Genomic DNA, 18,541 nt, shown 5'->3' with positions numbered 1-18,541 from the left:
ATTTTGTATTTCCAATTAGTCATTCCCCTTTTTTCTTATTCAACATATTCATCGCAATTTCTAAACTATACTTCATGCGATTAAAAGCTTCGGCTAAATCTCCAATTTCATCTTTATTTTGTCTGCCAAAATTAGCATCCATATCACCAACGCTAACTTGTTCGGCTACTGTAGCAATGTTTCTAATCCGCTGTAGGATGATTCTTTTTAACAGCAGATTCATCACAATAACGACGGATGCAAAAATCATCGTCACAATTCCCGTAACTAGTATAAATGACTGATGAGCATTGTTAATAATCCTTTCGGCAGGTATATAAACAATTTGAGCGGCAACAATTTCATTCAACTTCCATCCGAAGCCATTTTCACTTCCATAAGTTGTTAGCTGACTTTTTGGCGCGTTTCCAGAAGTACTGTGACAACGTAAACAACTTTCATTTTTAATCGCAAAAGGTTTAGCAGTGTAATACAGTTGTGTTCCAGACATGGAGCGAAAACCAGATAAAGATGTTGTATTTGACTCTTGACGAAATCGGTTGACAATTTCAGTTTCAAAATCATCAGCTTTATCTCGTAAATTGGTCGGATTTAATGCAGCATCTTTATAAAAGAAACTAGCAAATTCGGGGATTTTACGAAAATATTCAAAAGTTTCTCTTACTGAATAAGTTGGGATAGATTCTGGAATAAATTTTTCTTGAGTATCTAGTTTCGGTAACAATAAAGGCTGTACGCGATCGTTTGTATAGTTTCTAATTGAATTATTCATATCCATTAAGGCTAATGCTTTAGAATTTACCTCGCTTTCTACTTTTTTTTCTAATACATTTGCCAAAGAAATTCCACTAATTAATATACTAATGATAAAAACAATAATCAGACTTATATTTACTTTAGTTCCTATTTTCACGATTATATCTTCCTGTTTAATAATTAGTAATTAGGACAAGCGAGTAAGGGTAAGATTTTGTAGACACGCAAGCAGCTTCTTAAAGAATAGCCGATTTTTAGATATTTTTTGACTAAGGATCGATCTGGGTTAAATTTCTCCATAAAACATATAAGAATCCGTTTTGATTTCTAAATAACTTGTAGGGAATAAGGAACAGGGAACAGGGAATAGAAAATAGGGAACAGAAAATGTACATATAGCAATCCGGAATCAAACGTGAGAAAATACTTAATTTACAAAAGTATCTCTTTTAACTCGCTAATTACTATGCTTTGTGGCTGAATTGATATATTGCGTAAAACAAAGTTGAAAAGCTAGTTTTATATTTTACTAAATATTTATCAGTGTTTTCTCATGAATAATTTAGGATTGCTATAGTCTACTGCTCAACTATTTTTTTTCTTATTTAACATATTCATAGCAATTTCTAAACTATATTTCATACGATTAAAAGCTTCAGCTAAATCTCCAATTTCATCCTTATTTTGTTTACCAAAACTAGCATCCATATTTCCAACGCTAACTTGTTCGGCAACTATGGCAATTTTTCTAATCCGCTGTAGGATGATTCTTTTTAACAACAAATTCATCACAATAATCACGAATGTAAAAACTATTGCCACAATTCCAGTAACTAGTATAAATGACTGATGAGCATTGTTAAGAATCTGTTCGGCGGGTACATAAACGATTTGAATACCAAGAATTTCATTCAAATTCCATCCGAAGCCATTTTCGCTTCCATAAGTTGTTAGCTGACTTTTTGGTGCATTTTCGGGAGTACTATGACAACGCAGACAACTTTCATTTTTAATCGCAAAAGGTTTAGCAGTATAATAAAGATTTGTTCCAGCCATCGTGCGGGAACCAGATAAAGATGGTGTATTTGGCTCTTGACGAAATTTGTTGACAATTTTAGTCTCAAAACTATCAGCTTTATCTCGCAAATTGGTAGGATTCAATGTTGCATCTTTATAGAAAAAATTGGCATATTCTGGATTAGCACGAAAACTTTCAAATACTTCTCTAACAGAATAAGCTGGTATCGATTCTGGAATAAAATTATCTTGAATTTCTACTTGTGGTAATAATAAAGGTCCTACCCGTTCATTTGTGTAGTTTCTAAGTGAGTTATTCATTGCCATTAAGATTACGGCTTTAGAATTTATCTCGTTTTCTGCTTTGTTTGTTAATACATTTGACAGCACAATTCCACTCACTAAAATACCGATGATGAAAACAGTTATCAGAATTAGATTTGCTTTAGTTCCTATTTTCACGGTCGTCTCCTTATTGCGTAACTATATAAAGATTTATTTCGCGGTTATCTAACAATTTAAATTACTTAGATAATTATAATGCCCTTTTTTACATAATTAATAGATGAAATTAAGATTGTCTCGACGTGCATTTATGTTGCAAATGCTGTTTTCCTTAGCAGCTTGTACGACAGAAGAAACAATAATTAATCCACAATCGGGATTAGTTATTGGTGTAATCAGTTATGGACAAGGACAACAAACTGTAGAAAGGTTGAGCAGTTTCCGTAAATACTTAAGCGAACAATTAAAAACTATTGTTCAAATAGAACCTGCTTTTAATGAACGAATAGCAATTGAGCAGATTAAGCGTCATTATTGGTCGTTAGTTTTTGCTACTCCTGGTTTAGCTGCGATCGCTATTGCTAATTATCAATATTCAACTCTTTTCCCTTTACAAATCGGTACTAGTTCGCGTTCTATAATCGTTGTCAATCAAAACAGCCCTTTGAAAAAATTATCAGATTTACAAGGAAAAAATATTGCTTTAGGACAGGAGGGTGATGCAACTGGCTATTATTTACCACTTTATAATCTTTATGGTTTAACATTAGCATCAATCCTATTTGCTCCAACATCAAAAGAATCTTTAGAATGGGTATCGCAAGGTAAAGTTGATGCTGCGGCAATGTCCTTGGAAGAGTTTAATTTTTATAAATCAAAACTCAATTCTGTATTTCGGGTCTTATTTAATGATTCTCATACCGTACCATCGGGTGCTGTTTTAGTTAGTCCTAAACTTGAGCAGAATCGTGTTAATATAATTGCCAATTATATCAAAAAGGCTCCTCCTACTGTGATTCAACAAGCTAAATATTTACCGTCAGAATCACCTCCCGATTATCAATATATGATTGAAGTGGTGAAAAGAGTCACTTCTATTACTCAAAATCTTAACTCTAAACCCGTGCGTTTATTTAATTAAGTTGAAATGTAAAAGTTATTAGGTCACGCTTACCTAAACCAATTTTGACACCCGAACCCAACTTATACCAAGTACCAGGTAAAAGTGGATATTTGTTAATATAAGTACCGTTAGAACTTCCCATATCTTGAATATAGTAATTTTCTCCATCAAATTTGATTTGAGCATGATTTCGTGAAACAACCTCCGAGTGAGGTAAATTTGCAACATTTATTCCCTGCATACTATTATTGCGTTTACCAATACAAATCAATGCAGGATTTTCCGGTAAATCAATAACCTTGTTGGTGAGAGTATGAACTAATTGAGCAACGGGTGTTTGTAAATTTGTCGGAGATGCAATGGAAGGAATAGCTGTTAATTCTTGCTTTATTTCTGGTAGTAACTCCAATGCGGATTTCGTTTGCTTAGGAGTTATGAGAATATTAAATATTACAAAGGCGATGATTGCAAAAACAGCCGTACCGAAGAAAACTGCTTTTATACCACCGATCGCGATCGCAACACTTCCTAATATCGGACCGAGAGCTTGTCCTAAAGATTGAACGCTAGCATTCACCGACATAAATCCAGCGCGGGTATCTTGTGCGGAAAGTCCTGCTAATAATGCTTGAGAAGATGGTAAGGCAAATGCTAATGCTACACCGAATAAAGCGCTAGGAATCAATAGCAGCCAAGGGTTAGTCATTAACGGAACAATTAACAATGCCACAGCACTGATAAGAAAAGAAACTTTAATTAAGGTAATTTCCGAAAATCTTTGAATTAAGCGTCCTAATTGAGAAGCACTGATGGCAACTGCTAAAGACATGACGCATAAAATAATCCCATTTGTAAACCCGGAAGCACCAAGGTCAATTCCGGCAAAAATGGGGATGTAGGTAATGAAAGCTCCAAATTGAATCATAAATATGGAGCCGACTGCAAATAATAATCCTAGTACCGAACGGTTATTAACGCTGTTCCAAGTACTTTTGAGATAAACGCTCAAGCTTTCTTTTTTGATCCCGTTTGGTTTTGAGGGCAGCTTTAACACCATTATTACCAACATTACCAAGGGGAAAGCCAGAACCGAAAGTAAAAACGGATATGACCAACTAAGACTTCCTAATGCTCCACCCACTAACGGATAAATCGCCGAAGAAATTCCGATGACAGCAGCATTAATCGACATTGCCGTACCCAGACTTCTGCCGTTGTAGAGCATCGCAATCATAGTTAATGACAAAGCATCCAACGGAGCCGCACCCAACCCTTGTAAAAAGCGCAATCCCACAACAGAAGTGAAAGTCCCTGCAAATGCAATTGAAGCTCCGGCGATCGCAAATAAAATAAGTGCGGGAATTAAAACTTTCCTAATGCCGATGCGGTCAGCTAATACTCCTAAAATCGGAGTTGCGATACCAATAGGCAATACAAAAAGCGTCATCATCAGTTCAATTTCTCTAGGAGAGACATTGAATACGGATGTTAGGCTTGGTAGTATTGGAGCAACAGTTTGCCCTCCCATAATCGATATCAGGGTTACACCGATGATGATGTAAAGATTTTTGTCTTTGGTGATATCTCTTGAACTTTTCTGCTCTGCTAAAATTGACGTGTTATTCATCGCTTAAAAGTTTACTCCTCACTGGTTTTATTGCTTCATTAGATGATTAGGGATGGGGTGAAGTAGTTTATGCAATATTGATGGGGAATTGGTAATTATTTTGTAGGGTCTGTAACACTACGAGCAATTTTGAACGTAGCGTAATGGTTGATGGTGTCACGCACCAATCCGGTATTGGAATAGTTTTTTTGAAACGCAAAGGAACGCTGAGGGAAGCGCGGAGGAACGCGGAGTTTTTATTCGTTTATTGAATGATTTTGAGGTGAGGGGGAGATAAGGAGAAGAATAAGTTGTTACGCATTTAATTTGTATAAGACAAGATTGCAAGATGCATGTCTTGGCGGACACGCGCTTGTTGACCGCATTATACAATTTAGCTGCACATCAGCTTAACTAACTACTTCCTAACTCCTAACTCCTAACTCTTCACCCCCACTCTAAATTAAGTCTTTCATAACCACGGTCTAATAATGTGGGAATATGGTTTAATTCTTGGTTGGGAGTAATTCGTAAGTTAGGTATTCTAGTCGATAATACTTCTAGAGCAATCCTTACTTGTCTGCGAGCTAAGTTGAAACCAGTACAGTGATGTTTTCCATGACTGAATGCCAGATGGTTGACGGGAGCATCTTGGAAACGTTCGATATTAAAGCGATCGCCATCAATAAATTCCTCAGAATCGCGGTTTGCGGAGCCGTAGAGTATAAGCACCCGGCTATCTTGTGGTATGGTGGTTCCCGACAAGGTGACTTCTTGGGTGGTAACTCTAACCATCGATTGGGCTGGTGTATCGTATCTGAGGACTTCTTCTAAAGCTATGGGAATTAGTGATGGATTTTCATGTAAATTTTGCCATGTTTGAGAATCTTCGACTAATAATTTCAAAGCTGTTCCAATTAAACTTGCGGTTGTTTTATGTCCGGCTATTACTATTTCACATAAAAGTAAAACCTGTTCCGGTAGGGTAAGATCGCTGCTTTGTAGTTCGCTAATTAAGTCATCCCCCGGTGCGGAGCGTCGTTGTTCGATTAAGCTGGCAAGATATTGTTGTAAGGCAACATAGTTTTTAGCGCATTCGATTTGACGCTCTGGTGGTAATTTTGTTGAGAATAAAGCCGAGGTGCTATTCCCAGACTCTTTTACTAGTTCCATTTTTTCTAAAGGCACCCCGTACATTGTTAGGATGACTTCAAGGGGTAATGGGTGAGCAAATTTAGATACGATTTCGACTTTGCCATCATTAAGGAAATTATCTACTAATTTATTCGCGATCGCATAAATAGAATTTTCTACCGTTCCCAGTCGTTCTGGTGCAAAAACTTTTACAAAAGGCGCACGCAAGCGTTTATGTTGTTCTCCATCACTATTAATTAAGGAAACAAAGGGAAACCCTTGACGCAATACCTCGACTACCTCTGGAGTCAAATCTCCTACAGCTTGCAGGCTCTTGGCTGATGAAAATTGTGTGGGATTTTTGAGTATATTTAACACGTCATCGTATCGTGTAATTACATAGGCGTTCAACAATTCGCTATAAAATATTGGTTCTTCATTTCTCGCACGTTGAAAAAATGGATAGGGGTCATCAAGTTGTTCTTTAGAAAAGGGTTGGTATTCTTTCCCTGCATGAAACGGACAAGTTTGTTTGTTCATTGTTTTAATTCTTTTTAATTGGTAATTGGGCATGGGGGATTGGTAATTGTGTATTACTCATTACCTATTTCTTAAACAACATCCCACTCAACATGAAGATTCGTACAACCCCGACTCCTCAATGTGGGAATATATGTAAATTCTTGGTTGGATTGAAGTTTTAGATTTGGCAACCTTGAAGACAATACCTCTAAAGCAATCCGAGCTTCGGTAAGCGCTAACTTGGAACCGATACAGCGATGCATTCCGTGACCAAATGCTAAATGATTGGAAGTTGTTTTTTGGAAGCGTTGAATGTCAAAGTTATCTGCATTCTCATACTGACTTTCATCGCGGTTTGCGGAGCCATACATTAAAAACAATTTGGTGTCTTTAGGTAAAGTAGCTCCTCCAATTTCAACTATTCCGGTAGTGGTACGATAAACTGCTGGTACCGGAGCATCATATCTAAGCGCTTCTTCTACAACCCCAGGAATGATTGATGGATTTTCACAAATTGTCTGCCATAAATCCCGTTGATCTAAAAGAACTTTCAAAGCGTTTCCTATCAAGTGGCTGGTAGTTTTATGTCCTGCGAATATCAACCCAGATAAAACCATTACCATATCCGGCATAGTTAAATCAGAATCTTGAATATCGCTGATTAAATCGTTTTGGGGTGATTGCTTTCTTTGCTCGATTAAATCTGCAACTTTGTATTGTAATGATACAAAACTGCGAGCGCATTCGACTTGTCTTTGGGGGGTTAATGGTGCAGAGAATAATTCCGCCATATCATTGCACCATATCTTAATATCTGTCATTCCTGCCAAAGGAACCCCATATAAATTAAGAATTACCTCCAACGGCATGGGGAAAGCAAATTGTCCGAGAATATCTGCTTGACCATCTTTAATAAAATTGTCTACCAATCGGTTAGCGATCGCGCTCACAGATTCTTCCATTGCTGCAATACGTGCTGGTGCAAAAACTTTGAGCAAAGGTTCCTTCAAAAATTTGTGGCGAGATCCATCACTATTCACCAAGTCGGAAACGAAAGGAAACCCGGTACGTAAAACATCAATGGTTTCTTTCGTATATTCCCCAATTGGCTCTAAATTATCTTTGGAAGAATATTTGGCAGGGTCTTTAAGTATGGCAAGTATATCATCGTAGCGAGTCACAACATAACCATTTAACGCCGAACTATAAAATATCGGTTCTTCCTTTCGAGCAAAATCATAAAATAAATAAGGATTTGACAATTGAGGATTGACAAAAGGTTGATATTCCTCTCCTATTTTTTCCTTATGAAAAGGACAACCTTGTCTCTGAGATTGTGCAGTATCTTGTACGTTCATAATAAATTCCTCTTGAAGAATAAATTTAATTCAATACTGTTCCATTACGGGAATTGAAAATGGAAGAAAAAAAGTTTAGTCTCTCCCTCACTAAATCTATAGGGGTAAGAAAATTCTATTTATGCAATCAAGAACAAAATTACGAACACGATTATTAGAGAAGATGTTCAAGCGATAGAATCACAAAAGCCAGTACGTTTACCCAGCGATCGCGCTAGCATTACTTACTGTAAATGGCTCAAACAGTTAGGGGCAACTTTCGGCACCATTAAATGAATGATGGGAATTGGGGATGGGGAATTGGTAGTTAAACAGCAAGGGAGCAAGATGCGAACACTACAGATAGTTATGAATCTTTGTCCCCCCATCTCCCCATCCCCTTCTCTCCTCATCCTCTTCAAGCGTGGTCGTGTCCCCACAATCCTTTCGCATCCCTTGGAGAACTAAAGCCGACTTGTAAATGCTTTGGTCCGTGAAACACTATATTATTTGCCCATTCAATTGATTCTGATTTCAAACTCAAATTTGGCAATCTATTTATTAAAGTATTTAAAGCAATGGTGACTTCAGCACGAGCGAGTGTTGAACCTAAGCAGAAATGAATGCCGCTACCAAAACCACTATGTTTAGTTTCTTCTCGTTCAAAATTTAATTCGTCGGGATTTGCAAACTGTGATTCATCTCGATTGGCTGAACCCAAAATTAAACCAACGCTATCACCGCGTTTGATTACCTTACCGTCAATTTCAAAGTCGGAATAAGCCCAACGACTGACCATCTGTACCGGGGAATCATATCTTACCAATTCTTCCACTGCTGCGGGAATTAATTCCGGGTGCGATCGCAACAACTTTAATTGCTTGGGATGACGCAATAAAGCCAATGTTCCCTTACTAATCAAATTAACTGTTGTTTCATGACCTGCGGTTAATAAATGAATGCAGGTAGCTAATATTTCTTCGTCATTTAACTTATTTCCTTCATCCCTAGCTTTAACCAAAGCCGTAATTAAATCCTTTCCTGGCTCTTGATGTCTCTTCGCAATTTCCTTTTTAAAATATTCAATAAATCCTTGAGTAGCAGCTTCCGCTTGTTCGTACACTTCCGGAGATGGAGTCAAACGACTGGCGCTAGCGTGTTGTAGAGCTAAAGCCCATTTTCTAAATAAAGGTCGGTCTTTGGGGTCAACACCCAACATATCGGCAATTACCATTATGGGTAGAGGAAAAGCAAAATCTTCAACTAAATCCATTTCCCCTTGCAGATGGACTCTATCTAATAAACAATCAGCTATGCCGATAATGGCAGGTCTAAGATTTTCCACCATTTTGGGAGAAAACACTTTATTAACAATAGTTCTTAATCTAGTGTGAGTAGGAGGATCGCGGAACACCATCCAATTGCTCACCATCGAACTAAATCCCCGATAAGCCTTGGGAACTGGTGAACCTTCATCATCATCTCGCACCTTACTAGCTTCCCTACCAAAGCTGGAACTTTCCATTACCTTCATCACATCCCGGTATCGGAACAGATACCAAGCACCGGGTAAATTGGGATTTGCAGAAATTCCCCAATGTACTGGATCTTCCTTTCTGTAACGGCTGTAGAAGCTGTAAGGGTCTTCAATTACCTCTTTGACAAATGGATTTAATCTTTCAATTGTAGAAATAGACATATTTACCCACAGATTTTTTTGAATTCCTTATTTATTGCTTAGGGGTGAAGGATTTTGGATTATGCAATTTTTAATAGGTAATAGGTAATGGGTACTTGTCTCTCTCTTCTTTCTTTCCTCAGCGTCCTCTGCGTCTCTGCGGTTATTAAAAAAAATTGAACTTAAATTTTTGATATAACCATAAATAAATGTAGAGACGCGATATTATATCGCGTCTCTACAAGGTTTTGGGTTGTGTAATTGGTAATGGAAGATGAATATTTGAACCACTACCAATTGTGATTTTGTCATATTTACTAAACTTTGCGAGACTTTGAATTGATTAACAAACTGAATCCGACAAGCGCGATCGCAGTTACAGCAGCACCGACATAACAAACTCCTTGAATTCCCCAAATTCCAAATAATATTCCCGCAAAAACCGGACCGATCGCTCTTCCAACTGCTTGAATTGTAACGTTAAGGGACATAAAACCGGCGCGGTATTCTATTGGAGCAAGTTTAGCTAAAGATGATTGGAGTGAAGGAAACGCTAAAGCTTCAACTATTCCCATGAGAACGCAAGGGATTACTAACATCGGAATTGAATTAACTGTGGGAATGATGCATAGTGCGATCGCGAAGATGACGAAAGATATTTTGATTAATTTGATTTCAGAAACTTTGTTCGCTGCTAAAGTGACGAATATTGAAAAGATTGTCAGAGATATGGCATTTGTGGTTAATATAATCCCAATTACCGCGCTCGTTGCTCCTAATTTATCTCCAGCGAAAATTGGAGTGAAGGTATAGAATGCTCCGAACTCTACCATGAATAAGGTAATTACCGCAAAAAACAAGGCTAAAACATTTCGATTTTGAATACTTTTTAGTATATTTTTAACATAGCTACCTAGTTGAAATTTTTCAGTATTCTTTGGTGTTCTGGGCAATTTGAGTTTTAGCATTACTAATAATGCAACGGGAACTGCTAATAGTGATAGTGCGAAAGGGTATCTCCAACTTAGACTTGCTAAAACACCTCCCAAGATCGGATAAATTGTTGAACCAACACCAATTGCTCCAGCATTGACAGCCATTGCTTGAGTTAGTTTTTTGTCACCATACAAACTACTAATGATTGAAAGTGTCAAAGCCTCTAAAGGAGCAGCACCAATTCCCTGTAAAATTCTCCACTCTATAAGAGAGCGAAAGTTTCCAGCGAAGGCACATAAAATACCGCCGAGAGTAAATACCAGCAAGGAAGGAATTAACACCTTCTTAAAGCCAAAATGGTCTGCTAACAACCCGAATATTGGAGTTCCCAGAGCAACTGGAATTAAGTAAGCTGCCATGATTAATCCTGCTTGTTGAGCAGAAATATTTAATCCCTTAGCTATAGTTGGAAGAATTGGGCTGACGCTAAATAAAGGCATAATTGCGATCGCCGTGATACTAACAGCAATTAAAATATTTTTATCTTGGAAAATATTGCCTTTTGGTCGATTATTTTTGCCTAACTGAGAGTTAGTTGTAGTTAATGATGTAGTCATTTTTTTGATTTTCTTAATACATATTATGTGTTAGGGGAACTAAAATAAATAATATGCATTTAAAACGCTTTATTACTCGATAATTGCAAAAAGTATCTGTCAGCAAGGATTGAAAGTGTTTAAGTAAATTGGCTTTTTATGGAGGGGGTTTGGGGGAGAATCCTCCAATCATTGGTTTTTTAGCTTAAGACAGATTAATAATTATGTTTATTATCACTAGCTAAAAATTAAATTCTAAATATAAAATATCAATTAAAAATTAAAATTAAACTTAAAAAAAACCGACTTTTCCAAAACCGGGTTTATAAGGATATTAAATTATTTGTAATTAAAGTTAAATGTTTTTAATACTTTAAAATTAATAAAAAGCGGGCTGATAATTCAACCCGCGACTGCTCAGTTTAAATTAACCAATTAAATTAACCAACCGGAGCGCCCAACTTCCGACCAGTTTCGGCTCCCACAATTCCATCTATAGTTAAGCCGTTATCTTTTTGAAATGCTTTGACTGCATTTTCAGTATGTTCATCAAAGTTTCCATCAACACCGTTTGGTCCGAGTTGATATCCTCGTGCAGATAAATCCCCCTGTAAGCGCTCGACATCAGAACCATTCATTCCATGATTTAAGATTTGAGGTGCCATTACTCTAATTCTCCTTATTGATTAACAGTTAACCGTTCAGAGTTAACTTTGTGGTCTTATTTAATATGTAGGGAGAGGGTTTGTTAGTTTATGCAGTTGCATAAATTTACCATCACCAGAAATATCAAGTTATTGGGTCGTTGCCCTAAACAAATTGCTTTTACTTGTAGGACGTGGAGAAATTGAGGGTAATCGGTTTTGCATAAGTAAAAATACTGTACTTTTTGTATCATTTATTTATATAATGACAGACTGGTAAATATGTTTAAACAAGTAAATGCTAACTAGAGTTTTTGTGCTGATTTTAATGGCACTTTATCAAGCCATAGCTAGCTGGTGGGAAGATCGACAACCAGCACCCGGTCAATTGATTGATGTGGGTCAATATCGGCTACATCTTTACGTTAAAGGAGAAGCGAGTCCTACTATCGTCATAGATCATAGCTTAGGAGGAGTAGAAGGGTATTTGCTAATTGAGGAATTGTCAAAATTAGCACAAGTATGTATTTGCGATCGCGCTGGATATGGATGGAGCGATAGTAGTCCGCATCCGCGAACCAGCGAGCAAATTGTCAAGGAATTAGACGCACTACTTACTCAAGCCGGAATTCAACCACCTTACATTTTGATCGGGAATTCATTCGGTAGTTACAATGTACGACTTTATGCTCATAAGTTTCCTCAAAAAGTTGCGGGGTTGGTGCTTACAGATGGGTTACACGAGACAGGAATGCTCAAAATGCCGGTTCAATTAAAAGCATTGAAACTCTTTTTTATATCGGGTTTTGTAATGTCTATTTTCGGCTCAATATTGGGGATTATTAGATTATTAAGAGTTTGTGGAGTATTTGAGTTTATCAAGCCTGAACTACGGCATTTTTCTGCAAATAAACTTAATTTCGTAAAGCGTTCTTTTTGTCGTCCCAAACATTGGATTACAATGATTAGAGAAATGATAAATTTAGAGAAAAGTGCGCGTCAGGTGAGTGCAGCTAAAAATTTGGGAACATTACCTATAGTTAGTATTAAAGCCAGTTCTTTCTTCAAACCCAGCTTTTTTACTTTTTTTCTTCCTCTGCAAAGTACCAATAAGTTGCGGGATAAAATGCACGTAGAACTATGTAAATTATCAACAAATTGTCTTCAGTTGGAAGCAAGTAAAAGCGACCATTTCGTATGGATAGATCGACCGGATGTGATTGTAGATGCCGTAAACATTTTGCTTTCCCATACTGATTTACTTCATTAGTTTTTTAAACTCTTCGTTATCTCTAATTGAATTGAAAGCAGATTCTTCTTTAGCTTTTTCTTTATAATCTTGATTTTGTTTTATAGCTTCGTTCAAATTGTTTTGCAGACATTTTTATCTATTGGGTTATTCAAACTTCACTCAGCATCATGCAATAAAATTAGGAAAAAAATTTTGTCCGGTGGTTCCTTCAATAAATTTAAGATGAGATGCTATAGCATAGTTTTCACCTCTGCTAGATTGCACCTTAATTTCTTCGCTCATGCAAAATATCCTTTAAACTTTATTTGTAGTACTAATAAAAGGTAGTCCCGATGAAGTCCACATCAACCTACTGGAATTCATTAGATAAAAGTAATTTCGATGAATGGGAAGTCATAGATGGATCTGAAGGTAATCTCCGCCAGTTAACATTATCTGAGGATAAAAATACTGGTGATTACACGAGGTTGACTTGGTTTAAAAGTGATTATTATACAGGTCAGTTTGGTTCTAAAAGCCATACATATCCCGAAGAGATATTTGTTGTGTCTGGTCGGTTGTATGATGAAGCCTTTGATATGTGGCTTGAGCCAGGATTTTATGCAAGCCGTCCTCCAGGTGAAGTTCACGGTCCCTTCCGTGCAGATGGTGATGTGTTAATTTTTGAAGTTTCATATCCATCACAATCTATCGACGTAATAGATTAGCTGTAATTTGTAGGTTGGGTTAGACACGAAAAACAATTTGGTTTGTAACGAGAATACTTATTAATCGTGTCGTAACCCAACATTACCGTATTAAATAAACAATATTATCGCCGCGAGGATATGGGATTTTTGATAATATCAATAATGGAATCTTGGGTTACAGCGCAATATAAACTTTTAACTAAAACCTATTATTTTTTGTGCGCCTAACTCAACCTACTACTACAAAGAAATTTTAATTCACGTTTCATTAATACGATAAAATTATGACAAAATATTAAGGCATTATTCTAATGAACTGGTTGCTTTCTACCTTGGGAATTATCCTTGCAATATTAATTGTAAGCATCGCACTATATTTAATTACTGCTCGTCGCTATCAATCATCTGACTCCGTAGCTAATTCCTACGACGAATGGACGGATGACGGGATTTTGGAATTTTACTGGGGGGAGCATATCCACTTGGGACATTATGGTTCACCACCCACAAATAAGAATTTTCTGGTTGCTAAATACGATTTTGTCGATGAAATGGTGCGTTGGGGTGGTTTAGATCAATTACCCGCAGGTACCACCGTCTTAGATGTTGGTTGTGGAATCGGTGGTAGCAGCCGTATTTTAGCCAAGGATTACGGGTTTGACGTTACGGGTGTTACTATTAGTCCGCAACAGGTCAAACGCGCTACTGAGTTGACCTCCGAAGGAGTTAATGCGAAGTTTCTGGTGGATGATGCGATGGCTCTTTCTTTCCCAGATGCCAGTTTTGATGTAGTTTGGTCAATTGAAGCGGGGCCACATATGCCGGATAAAGCGGTTTTTGCCAAAGAATTGATGCGAGTGATAAAACCCGGTGGGTTGCTAGTTGTAGCCGATTGGAATCAAAGAGACGATCGCCAAATCCCGCTGAATTTCTGGGAGAAACCAGTCATGCAGCAACTACTCGATCAGTGGTCTCATCCGGCTTTTTCTAGCATAGAAGGTTTTTCCGAACTTTTGGAAGCCACGGGATTTGTTGAAGGAGAAGTGACAACGGCTGACTGGACGCAAGAAACACTTCCTTCTTGGTTCGATACTATCTGGCAAGGAATAATTAAACCACAAGGGTGGATGCGTTTTGGGGTATCGGGTTTTCTTAAATCTGTGCGGGAAGTACCGACAATTCTTTTAATGCGGTTAGCATTTGGTACCGGGCTTTGCAGATTTGGGATGTTTCGCGCAGTTAGGGGTAATTTAGAGTCGCGATAGCGAAGCGCTGCTGCAAGCAGATCGCAAGAAGTTTCAACGCAAACCGCTCAAGTTTGATTGATGGGTAATAGGTAATAGGTAATTAAAGGTAGGTTGAGTTGCTTTTATTACACTCAATCTACTTTTTACAAAGGATTAAAAAAGCCTTTTGATGTCCTCTTTGTTTTCCATATCAGTGTTTGCAAAAAAGTGGTTAATTCGCTCATCATTATTCAAAACGTATCCGTAAAAATTATCGTATTCCGCGTTTAACGTAGCACTTTTATATTTATATAAAAACAATGGATTTGAAATTATTTAAAAGTGTAGCAGATTGTCGTAACATAAATGATTTTAGATATTTAGCTAAGGCAAAATTACCTGTTCCAATATTTCATTATATAGATGGAGCGGCAGATGATGAAGTTACTTATAGAAGAAATACCAAAGCATACGAAGAATGCGATTTGATTCCTAATGTGTTAGCAGGAGTTGAAGAAGTAGATACTTCTGTGGAAATAATGGGAATGAAAATAGATATTCCGATGTTTTGTTCGCCAACAGCATTACAAAGATTATTCCATTATGACGGTGAAAGAGCGGTTGCGAAAGCAGCAGAAAAATACGGAACTTTGTTTGGTATTTCAAGTTTAGGAACCGTTAGTTTGCAAGAAATTGGTAAAACAATATCAACACCAAAGATGTTCCAATTTTACTGTCATAAAGATAAAGCTTTGAATGATGCAATGATAGAAATGTGTAGGGAAGCAAATTTTGATGCGATCGCTTTAACCGTCGATACAATTACTGGAGGAAACAGAGAACGGGATTTGTGGACGGGATTCACTACACCCCCAAAGCTTACACCGAGGAGTTTAATTAGTTTTGCTCTACATCCGAATTGGTCGTTGAATTATCTTTTACGCGAGCCATTCAGCTTACCGCAATTAGAACAACACGTTAATAAAGGAACAAATGTCGCAGTATCGGTAGGTGATTATTTAAGTACGATGCTCGATCAATCAATGGATTGGAAGGATGCTGAAGAGATTAGAAAAAAATGGGGTAAGAAATTTTGTCTCAAAGGTGTAATGAGCGTTGATGATGCCAAAAGAGCAGTTGACATCGGAGCCGATGCAATAATGGTATCAAATCACGGTGGTCGTCAATTGGATGGTTGTATATCTCCTTTCGAGCAGTTAGCAGAAATAGTAGATGCTGTAGGAGATAAGATTGATGTAATCTGCGACGGTGGTATCAGAAGAGGAACCCATGTTCTGAAAGCGCTGTCAGTTGGTGCTAAAGCTTGTTCTGGTGGAAGATGGTATTTGTATGCATTAGCTGCTGGTGGTCAATTGGGGGTTGAAAAAGCTATTTCTAATATGAAAAATGAAATCGAAAGAGATATGAAACTTATGGGAATCACTAAACTTTCCCAACTGTCAAGAAAAAATATAAAATTTAGATGATTCAGCGAATAGGGAACAGGGAATAGCAAATAATATCAAGTCAGGCTACTAATTACTTACTATATAGCTCAGAACTATCATAAATTGTTATTTAACCATTACCAATTACCTACCCTTACACATCTGAGAATTGTTACGCGAACATGATATAATACAGAACATTTTTTTTATGAAAATTATCCGACTTCTGCTCAAAAATTCAGGTAAAGATTTCTTTTTAGCAGCAATATTTAGTATTCTTAGCGGTGCTAGTGGTGCGGGTATTATCGCCGTTATCAATTATGCGATCGCCAATTTGCAAAACTCACCTGTTTGGTTAATTGTGCTGTTCGTTAGCCTCTGCGTTGGTTTATGGATTTTTCAGTTTATTAGTTGGGTATTGATAAATCGTCTTTACCTCAAATTGCTCAAGCAAATATCGCTTTAAATAAAATTGAATCTTTAGGAATATCTCTTTCCGAACAAGTTACCGAACCAAATTTTCCTACAGGTTCTGATTTTGAATCCAATTGGACGAGTTTAGAATTGGTTAATGTAAGTCATGCTTATGGTGGAGAGAGCGAAGAACATCAGTTTACTTTAGATAATATCAATCTCAAGTTTGAGCCAGGTGAATTAGTTTTTATTGTCGGTGCTAATGGTAGCGGTAAATCAACTTTAGTTAAGTTAATTACGGGCTTATACGTTCCCGATAACGGTCAGATTTTATTTAATAATCGTCCCGTTACAGATGATAACCGTGAATGGTATCGTCAGCAGTTTTCTGTCGTGTTTTATGACTTCTATTTATTTGCTCGCTTGTTAGGAATAGAAGAAAACCGCGAAACAGAAATACAGAATTATCTTACACTATTAGAATTAGAGCGAAAAGTAACAGTTAAAGACGGTGTTTTATCGACAATAAATTTATCTCAGGGACAGCGCAAACGTCTGGCTTTACTAACAGCTTATTTAGAAAATCGTCCAATTTACGTATTTGATGAATGGGCATCCGATCAAGACCCCGTATTTAAAGAAATATTTTATAACAAATTGCTTCCAGAATTAAAACAGCGTGGAAAAACTGTAATTGCTATCAGTCATGATGACCTTTATTTTAATAATTGCGATCGATTAATTAAACTAGATTATGGTCGTGTAGTTGAGAATCGTGCGATCGGGAATGGGTAAGTTGGGTTACGGCTTGAATTAAATTGAACTCCCAATTTTACAAAAAGCCCGCAGGCTGTAAGCCTGGGGCTACCTTAACGAAGCCCACCTGCGTGGGCTATGAGCATTCTTAGCCCACGCAGGTGGGCTTTGTTTCTGTAGCCGCACCCTTATAGGGTGTTGGTTTTTTATCAAATTTATGTTTTATTTTAGTAACTAGAGTAATCAACCCTGCAAATATAACCGACCATAAACTAGTTCCAGATTCGGGGACTTTAACATTAGATTTTGTATTTTTAAATGCCAACAAAGTTACATTTCTATCTTGTTCAAAAAAGCTTTCTACAGAACCCTTAAAAAGAGAAGTGCTAATTGCTCGACTTCTAGCCAAATCGCCAATTTCTTCGACATTAGAATAACTGAAATCACTGTTAATATCAATATTTTTACTCTTAGTGTTATTAATAAAATCAATTCTACCTAAAGCATCAATGTTGGCTGCAAGGGTAAAATATTCTAATATATTATTTTGACTAATCTGATTTGGTTCTAGTTGTGTTGAGTTGAGAAAATCAAACCGATTATCTATAGAAATACCAGTTGTATCCAAAAGATAAAAAGCAATATCGACCGCAGCATTCGCAGTTTCAACTCCTGGTTTGTCTACAGAAGCTTCTAAATCGAGAATAGTTGTAAAGTCGAATGATAAAGTATCGTTACTACTTACATCAAAATTGGCAAAAAATCTTGGCATGGTTTCCGCTGAAGCTTCGTAACTTGAACCCTCACCAGATGTCAAACTTTCTGCAATATTAGATATGTCTAATGGAGTTGGTTTAGCATTAGTTCTAGAAAAGTTCTTAAAATCTGCTCTGCTATCATCGGATTTAGATTCAGCAGAAGCATTAGCATCATTAATCGCTTCAAATGCTGCGTTTTCTCTATTGAAATTTGTGAATGTTAACTCCCCAAAGGAACTAGCAAAAGTTGCAGCTAAAGTAGGTGAACTTGCTAACATCGAGGTAGCAACAAATGGAGAGACTTGTAAAATTAACTTTTCCCCAAATGTTGAATATAACTTCTTCCGCATTTTTGTCATGATTT

17 protein-coding genes are annotated in these 18,541 nt (G+C 37.1%); 7 read left to right on the top strand and 10 right to left on the bottom strand.

Features of this window, described 5'->3' with window-relative positions; genetic code table 11:
• Positions 1–19: 19 nt before the first annotated feature.
• Together VB797_RS14820 and VB797_RS14815 are read right to left on the bottom strand one after the other, a co-directional pair.
• On the bottom strand, positions 20–913 hold the full coding sequence (locus tag VB797_RS14820; RefSeq protein WP_323238459.1) for a Tll0287-like domain-containing protein: 894 nt from the start codon (positions 911–913) through the stop codon (positions 20–22).
• A 428-nt stretch (positions 914–1,341) separates the two neighbouring features.
• The gene (locus tag VB797_RS14815) at positions 1,342–2,235 is read right to left on the bottom strand and encodes a Tll0287-like domain-containing protein (protein WP_323238458.1); all 894 of its coding nucleotides are present in this window, start codon (positions 2,233–2,235) and stop codon (positions 1,342–1,344) included.
• Positions 2,236–2,338: 103 nt separating this feature from the next.
• Here VB797_RS14815 and VB797_RS14810 point away from each other — a divergent pair, with 103 nt between their 5' ends.
• Positions 2,339–3,199 (top strand): phosphate/phosphite/phosphonate ABC transporter substrate-binding protein, encoded by an 861-nt coding sequence (locus tag VB797_RS14810; protein ID WP_323238457.1) that lies wholly within the window; start codon positions 2,339–2,341, stop codon positions 3,197–3,199.
• On the opposite strand, the gene VB797_RS14805 is transcribed toward VB797_RS14810, so the two are convergent.
• From VB797_RS14805 to VB797_RS14780, 6 genes are all read right to left on the bottom strand, one after another.
• Positions 3,192–4,808: an MFS transporter gene (locus VB797_RS14805; protein WP_323238456.1), complete on the bottom strand. Its 1,617-nt coding sequence runs from the start codon at positions 4,806–4,808 to the stop codon at positions 3,192–3,194. The genes VB797_RS14810 and VB797_RS14805 overlap by 8 nt on opposite strands.
• 426 nt (positions 4,809–5,234) lie before the next feature.
• The gene (locus VB797_RS14800; protein WP_323238455.1) at positions 5,235–6,461 is read right to left on the bottom strand and encodes a cytochrome P450; all 1,227 of its coding nucleotides are present in this window, start codon (positions 6,459–6,461) and stop codon (positions 5,235–5,237) included.
• A gap of 71 nt (positions 6,462–6,532) precedes the next feature.
• Positions 6,533–7,801 carry a cytochrome P450 gene (locus VB797_RS14795; protein ID WP_323238454.1) on the bottom strand — a complete coding sequence of 423 codons (1,269 nt, stop codon included), beginning with the start codon at positions 7,799–7,801 and terminating at the stop codon, positions 6,533–6,535.
• Between the two features lie 397 nt (positions 7,802–8,198).
• The gene (locus VB797_RS14790; protein ID WP_323238453.1) at positions 8,199–9,479 is read right to left on the bottom strand and encodes a cytochrome P450; all 1,281 of its coding nucleotides are present in this window, start codon (positions 9,477–9,479) and stop codon (positions 8,199–8,201) included.
• 296 nt (positions 9,480–9,775) lie between these two features.
• Positions 9,776–11,011: an MFS transporter gene (locus VB797_RS14785; RefSeq protein WP_323238452.1), complete on the bottom strand. Its 1,236-nt coding sequence runs from the start codon at positions 11,009–11,011 to the stop codon at positions 9,776–9,778.
• Between the two features lie 419 nt (positions 11,012–11,430).
• Positions 11,431–11,655, bottom strand: a complete 225-nt coding sequence (locus VB797_RS14780; RefSeq protein ID WP_323238451.1) for a peptidoglycan-binding domain-containing protein — start codon at positions 11,653–11,655, stop codon at positions 11,431–11,433.
• Positions 11,656–11,932: 277 nt separating this feature from the next.
• Between VB797_RS14780 and VB797_RS14775 the strand changes: the two genes are divergently transcribed.
• Positions 11,933–12,904 (top strand): alpha/beta hydrolase, encoded by a 972-nt coding sequence (locus VB797_RS14775; protein ID WP_323238450.1) that lies wholly within the window; start codon positions 11,933–11,935, stop codon positions 12,902–12,904.
• Here VB797_RS14775 and VB797_RS34985 read toward each other — a convergent pair.
• Entirely contained in the window at positions 12,893–13,000 is a 108-nt protein-coding gene (locus tag VB797_RS34985; protein WP_416350872.1) for a TPR end-of-group domain-containing protein, read from the bottom strand. The two genes, VB797_RS14775 and VB797_RS34985, sit on opposite strands and share 12 nt — an antisense overlap.
• A 218-nt stretch (positions 13,001–13,218) precedes the next feature.
• On the opposite strand from VB797_RS34985, the gene VB797_RS14770 reads away from it, so the two are divergent.
• From VB797_RS14770 to VB797_RS14750, 5 genes are all read left to right on the top strand, one after another.
• Entirely contained in the window at positions 13,219–13,593 is a 375-nt protein-coding gene (locus VB797_RS14770; RefSeq protein ID WP_323238449.1) for a cupin domain-containing protein, read from the top strand.
• 293 nt (positions 13,594–13,886) lie between these two features.
• Positions 13,887–14,840, top strand: coding sequence for a methyltransferase domain-containing protein (locus VB797_RS14765; protein WP_323238448.1), 954 nt, complete (start codon positions 13,887–13,889; stop codon positions 14,838–14,840).
• A 281-nt stretch (positions 14,841–15,121) separates the two neighbouring features.
• Positions 15,122–16,288 (top strand): alpha-hydroxy acid oxidase, encoded by a 1,167-nt coding sequence (locus VB797_RS14760; RefSeq protein ID WP_323238447.1) that lies wholly within the window; start codon positions 15,122–15,124, stop codon positions 16,286–16,288.
• A 169-nt stretch (positions 16,289–16,457) separates the two neighbouring features.
• Positions 16,458–16,715 (top strand): hypothetical protein, encoded by a 258-nt coding sequence (locus tag VB797_RS14755; RefSeq protein ID WP_323238446.1) that lies wholly within the window; start codon positions 16,458–16,460, stop codon positions 16,713–16,715.
• On the top strand, positions 16,661–17,458 hold the full coding sequence (locus tag VB797_RS14750; protein ID WP_323238445.1) for a cyclic peptide export ABC transporter: 798 nt from the start codon (positions 16,661–16,663) through the stop codon (positions 17,456–17,458). Before VB797_RS14755 ends, VB797_RS14750 begins: the two co-directional genes overlap by 55 nt.
• 109 nt (positions 17,459–17,567) lie before the next feature.
• On the opposite strand, the gene VB797_RS14745 is transcribed toward VB797_RS14750, so the two are convergent.
• On the bottom strand, positions 17,568–18,536 hold the full coding sequence (locus tag VB797_RS14745) for a hypothetical protein (protein ID WP_323238444.1): 969 nt from the start codon (positions 18,534–18,536) through the stop codon (positions 17,568–17,570).
• Positions 18,537–18,541 lie beyond the last annotated feature (5 nt).

The organism is Rivularia sp. UHCC 0363 (assembly GCF_034931125.1).
Taxonomy (GTDB): domain Bacteria; phylum Cyanobacteriota; class Cyanobacteriia; order Cyanobacteriales; family Nostocaceae; genus Rivularia.
This window is presented reverse-complemented; position numbering and strand designations above follow the sequence as displayed.